General features: G+C 53.4%; 1 tRNA gene and 2 rRNA genes. All 3 read left to right on the plus strand.

From position 1 onward, the window contains the following. Positions 1-249: 249 nt before the first annotated feature. The 3 genes from ACR0IK_RS24120 (at position 250) to ACR0IK_RS24130 (ending at position 3,576) form a co-directional block, all read left to right on the plus strand. Positions 250-3,113: ribosomal RNA gene (locus tag ACR0IK_RS24120) — 23S ribosomal RNA — on the plus strand. 185 nt (positions 3,114-3,298) lie between these two features. Continuing rightward, a 5S ribosomal RNA gene (rrf, locus tag ACR0IK_RS24125) occupies positions 3,299-3,413 on the plus strand. 86 nt (positions 3,414-3,499) lie between these two features. Then, positions 3,500-3,576: transfer RNA gene (locus ACR0IK_RS24130), tRNA-Met, on the plus strand. The last annotated feature ends 1 nt before the right edge of the window (position 3,577 follow it).

The following is a 3,577-nucleotide window of genomic DNA, read 5'->3' on the forward strand; positions in this document are numbered from 1 at the left end:
AACCCGAGCGACCTGCGTTGATCAGCTGCACGGCTGGGAGACCATATGGGGTTGCTCAATTGTCCTCGTCCAAGTGGCGGGGGCGGGAAATGTATGTTTTTGGTTCAGAAGAATGACTGCCTTTAGTTACCAGCTGGGCGGTCTCGATTGATTTGATTACTAGCGCAGCTTCGGTTGTGTGCGGTCAAACGCACTCAAGTAGCCGAATAGGCGGTAGTGCCAATATCAAGTCTTTCTTTTTCTGGATCAAATCAAGCGCGAGAAGGGCGTTTGGTGAATGCCTTGGCAGCAAGAGGCGATGAAAGACGTGATACTCTGCGATAAGCCATGGGGAGCTGAGAATAAGCTTTGATCCATGGATTTCTGAATGGGGCAACCCACCTGAAAGCTTCATATTGTTATCCCCTCACAACCTGGTTGTGAGATAGATAGTCAATATGGGGTTTAAACAGGTACTTAAGACCTGAATACATAGGGTTTTAAGAGCAAACCCGGGGAACTGAAACATCTAAGTACCCGGAGGAAAGGAAATCAATTGATACTCCCCTAGTAGCGGCGAGCGAACGGGGACCAGCCGAGCCGGATAAGTGACTAGAACACGTTGGGAAGCGTGGCCATAGCGGGTGACAGCCCCGTATAGGAAGCTTTGACGGACGTATTAAGTAGGGCGGAACACGTGAAATTCTGTCTGAAGATCGGAGGACCACCTTCGAAGGCTAAGTACTCCTTGCTGACCGATAGCGAACCAGTACCGTGAGGGAAAGGTGAAAAGCACCCCGACGAGGGGAGTGAAACAGTACCTGAAACCGAACGCCTACAATCAGTCGGAGGCTCCTTGCGAGCTGACGGCGTACCTTTTGTATAATGGGTCATCGACTTGGTCTCACGAGCAAGCTTAAGCCGTTAGGTGTAGGCGTAGCGAAAGCGAGTCTTAATAGGGCGAATGAGTTCGTGGGATCAGACCCGAAACCGAGTGATCTAGGCATGGCCAGGTTGAAGGTAAGGTAACACTTACTGGAGGACCGAACCCACATCCGTTGAAAAGGATCGGGATGAGCTGTGCCTAGGGGTGAAAGGCCAATCAAACTCGGAGATAGCTGGTTCTCTGCGAAATCTATTTAGGTAGAGCGTCATCCGAATACCCCGGGGGGTAGAGCACTGGATGGGTAATGGGGCCCCACAGGCTTACTGATCCTAACCAAACTCCGAATACCCGGGAGTACTAGATGGCAGACACACTGCGGATGCTAACGTCCGTAGTGGAGAGGGAAACAACCCTGACCTACAGCTAAGGCCCCCAATTCATGGCTAAGTGGGAAAGCAGGTGGGACGACCAAAACAACCAGGAGGTTGGCTTAGAAGCAGCCATCCTTTAAAGATAGCGTAACAGCTCACTGGTCTAAATAAGTTGTCCTGCGGCGAAGATGTAACGGGGCTCAAGCCATGAGCCGAAGCTTAGGATGCCGTAAGGCATGGTAGCAGAGCGTAGTGTGACATAGAACTCATCCGTATTTGCATCCACCTGTGAAATATCAGCGGGTGTAATGACGGATCGAGTTCTTTCGATGAAGCCGGCCTGTGAGGGATCCGGTGGAGAGATCACTAGTGAGAATGATGACATGAGTAGCGACAAAGAGTGTGAGAGACACTCTCGCCGAAAGTCCAAGGGTTCCTGCTTAAAGCTAATCTGAGCAGGGTAAGCCGGCCCCTAAGCCGAGGCCGAAAGGCGTAGGCGATGGGAACTAGGTTAATATTCCTAGGCCAGGAGGATGTGACGGATCACAGGTGTAGTTCAATCTTATCGGATTGATTGGGCTGCTGAGTGGTTCCTGGAAATAGCCCTCCATCAGACCGTACCCTAAACCGACACAGGTGGACTGGTAGAGCATACCAAGGCGCTTGAGAGAACGATGTTGAAGGAACTCGGCAAAATACCTCCGTAAGTTCGCGAGAAGGAGGCCCGGTTCCTAGGCAACTAGGGGCTGGGGGCACAAACCAGGGGGTGGCGACTGTTTATTAAAAACACAGGGCTCTGCGAAGTCGCAAGACGACGTATAGGGTCTGACGCCTGCCCGGTGCCTGAAGGTTAAAAGGAGAGGTGAGAGCCTTGAATTGAAGCCCAGGTAAACGGCGGCCGTAACTATAACGGTCCTAAGGTAGCGAAATTCCTTGTCGGGTAAGTTCCGACCTGCACGAATGGCGTAACGACTTCCCCGCTGTCTCCAACATCGACTCAGCGAAATTGAATTGCCTGTCAAGATGCAGGCTTCCCGCGGTTAGACGGAAAGACCCCGTGCACCTTTACTACAGCTTCGCACTGGCATCAGGATTGTGATGTGCAGGATAGGTGGTAGGCTTTGAAGCGGAAACGCAAGTATCCGTGGAGCCTCCCTTGAGATACCACCCTTCGCACTCTTGATGTCTAACCGCGGTCCGTTATCCGGATCCGGGACCCTGCGTGGCGGGTAGTTTGACTGGGGCGGTCGCCTCCTAAAGCGTAACGGAGGCGCGCGAAGGTTGGCTCAGAGCGGTCGGAAATCGCTCGTTGAGTGCAATGGCAGAAGCCAGCCTGACTGCGAGACTGACAAGTCGAGCAGAGTCGAAAGACGGCCATAGTGATCCGGTGGTCCCGAGTGGAAGGGCCATCGCTCAACGGATAAAAGGTACGCCGGGGATAACAGGCTGATACTGCCCAAGAGTCCATATCGACGGCAGTGTTTGGCACCTCGATGTCGGCTCATCTCATCCTGGGGCTGGAGCAGGTCCCAAGGGTACGGCTGTTCGCCGTTTAAAGAGGTACGTGAGCTGGGTTTAGAACGTCGTGAGACAGTTCGGTCCCTATCTGCCGTGGGTGTAGGAGACTTGAGAGGAGTTGCCCCTAGTACGAGAGGACCGGGGTGAACGATCCACTGGTGGACCAGTTGTCGTGCCAACGGCAGTGCTGGGTAGCTATGATCGGACAGGATAACCGCTGAAGGCATCTAAGCGGGAAGCCCCCCTCAAAACAAGGTCTCCCTGAGGGCCGTGGAAGACCACCACGTCAATAGGCCGGAGATGTAAGCGCAGTAATGCGTTCAGTTGACCGGTACTAATCGCCCGATAGGCTTGATTTGATCCAGTAATGGAAAGACAAATCAAAAACATACACCTCAGTAAACATGGATAACTTCGCAGCATCTAGCCGCGATGTTGATTGACATAACAACCGTGCAGGAACGCGCATCCGCTTCGCGAATACGCTGCCTCCTGCGCGTCGCGCTTTTGCTTCGCAAAAGCCGCGACGTGGGCTTTTCCTCGGTTTGGTGGTCATAGCGCAAGTGAAACACCCGGTCCCATCCCGAACCCGGAAGTTAAGCACTGCCGCGCCAATGGTACTTGGGCTTAAGCCCCGGGAGAGTAGGTCACCGCCAAACCTAGAAAAAGCCCCCTTCTCTCTGACGATGGAAAAACACTACCCGGTCTCAAGTAGCCGAATAGGCGGTAGACCAACGCTAAGTGTCGCGGGATGGAGCAGCCCGGTAGCTCGTCAGGCTCATAACCTGAAGGTCGCAGGTTCAAATCCTGCTCCCGCAACCAA

The sequence above is a fragment of the Ruegeria sp. BF7 genome (assembly GCF_056538605.1).